Source organism: Kitasatospora sp. NPDC057198, assembly GCF_042670125.1.
GTDB lineage: Bacteria > Actinomycetota > Actinomycetes > Streptomycetales > Streptomycetaceae > Kitasatospora.
Genome location: NZ_JBHUWH010000785.1, coordinates 1 through 2,036 on the forward strand (window position 1 = coordinate 1; position 2,036 = coordinate 2,036).

The 2,036-nt window shown below is 77.8% G+C and carries 1 protein-coding gene and 1 pseudogene; both read left to right on the plus strand.

Translation table 11 applies throughout. The annotated features are described in order from the left end of the window. The first annotated feature begins 164 nt into the window (after nucleotides 1-164). Nucleotides 165-1,139 (plus strand): helix-turn-helix transcriptional regulator, encoded by a 975-nt coding sequence (locus tag ACFUEL_RS38980; RefSeq protein ID WP_380242846.1) that lies wholly within the window; start codon nucleotides 165-167, stop codon nucleotides 1,137-1,139. A gap of 28 nt (nucleotides 1,140-1,167) precedes the next feature. Next, nucleotides 1,168-2,036 (plus strand): annotated as a pseudogene (locus ACFUEL_RS38985) (hypothetical protein); the annotation flags it as partial.

Sequence of the window (2,036 nt, forward strand, 5' to 3'; positions counted from 1 at the left end):
GTGCTGCTGACGGCCGGAGCCCATCGGAGGTTCGTGCTGCTGCGTGTCTCTGACAGAACCAGAAGCCGATGCGCGCTCCGGCAGTGAACCTCTCGCAGACCCGGGCTCGCCGTTCCCCGAGCCCCTGGCGGGGCTCTTCCTTCGCCGTCTCTAAGGTCGTGGGTGTGGCGAACACGGAGATCAGCCCCACCGCTCGGGCGTTGCGGGCGTTGGAGGTGCTGCGGGAGCGGCCCGGGACGACGTCGGAGCAACTGGCGGAGCGGCTGGGGGTGAGCGACCGGGCGGCGCGGCGGTACGTGGCGATCCTGCGGGAGGCCGGGGTGCCGGTGGAGTCGGAGCGGGGGCCGTACGGGGGCTACCGGCTGGGGCGGGGGGCGCGGCTGGCGCCGGTCTCGTTCACCCAGGAGGAGGCGCTCGGGCTGGTGATGGCGGTGCTGGACGGGCGGCCGGCGGCCGCCGATCCGGAGGACCCGGTGGGGGCGGCGCTGGGGAAGGTGGTCCGGGCGCTGCCCGAGGCGATCGGGCGGCAGGCGGCCGCGCTGCGGGCGCACGCGGCGGCGGCACCCGACCCGTACCCCGCGCACCCGGACCCGGCGGTGGTCAGCACGCTGGTCGAGGCGATCGCGGCGCGGCGCCGGGCGGTGGTGGACTACCGCAGCGGCGGCGGGGGCGAGTGGCGGGCCGAGGTCGACCCGTGGGCGGTGGTGGTGCGCCGGGGCCGCTGGTACCTGCTGTGCCACTCGCACCGGGCCGACGCCGTCCGCACCTACCGGATCGACCGGGTCCGGGCCGCCGAGCGCTCCGGCACGCCGTTCGACCCGCCGGAGGGTCTCGACCCCGTCGCGGTGCTGGAGCAGCACCTCGGCACCGGCTGGGCGTTCCGCACCCGGGTGCTGTTCGAGGCCCCGTTCGAGCAGGTCGCCCCGTGGGTCGGCCCGACCATGGGACGGCTCGAACCGGCGGGCGGGCACTGCCTGTTGGAGGGCAGCACCCGCAACCCGGCGATGTACGCGGGGGAGTGGCTGGCGGCCGTCCCGTTTCCGTTCAAGGTCCTGGAGGGGCCCGAACTGCGGTCGGCGGTGGCCGCGTTGGCGTCCCGGTTCGCGGCGGCGGCCGGGGAGCCGGGCGCCCGGGGCTGAGGCGGGACACCGGACTATCCTGTCGATCATGACGGAGAAGCAGTCGCAGGACGGACCGGCCGACTGGGCCCGGGAGTTGGCCGCCGGCCGGGCTCCGGTCGAGGAGCACTGGCGACGCCTGCCGGGGTGGGACCAGGGGATCGAGATGCGCCGGCTGCTGCCCCGGCTGTTCCGCCTGCTGGAGGAGGCCACCGGCCCCGGCCGGACCGGCCTGCTGGAGGTCCTGGCGAACCGTGCGGACGATCTTCGGCGGACCCGCTCGGCGGACCGGGAGTGGGCGCTGCCGCTGTACACCGCCGAGTGGGAACGGTTCGTCGGACTGCTCGGCGACGAACGGGCGGAGACCAGACGCCTGGCCGCCCGGCTGCTGGCGGCGGTGCGGCCCGGACGCCCGGAGGCGACCGCCGCGCTGAAGGACCGGGCGCGGGTCGAGCCGTCGCCGGAGACCCTGGCCCAATTGCTCACCGCCGTCGGTGCGCAGGGCCCGGGAGACGGGGCCGCCGCCTGGCTGCGCCGCTGGCTCGACCACCCCGCACCCCCGGTGCGGCTCTCCGCCGCGCTGGCTCTGCTCGAACTGCCGGACGGGGGCGGGGCGGGGAACGACGGCGCGGGGGCCGACGGCCTCGGCGAGCGGGCGGCGCGGCTGTTGGGCGAGCCCGGGGCGTGGCAGGGGCGGCCGTACCCGCCCGCCGGCCCGTTCGGCCCCGCGCTGCGCGACCGCCCCCGGGAGGCGGCCCGGTTCGTCGCCGCGCTGGCCGGGCGGCCCGGGGGGACGGAACGGCGGGTCGCGGTCGGGGTGGCCCTCGAGCAGTTGCGGCGGTGGCGCCACCCCGCCGAGGCACACTGGCGCACCGTGCTCGGCGCCGGGGAGGGTGACCACGCAGCCGGGTCCCTGCC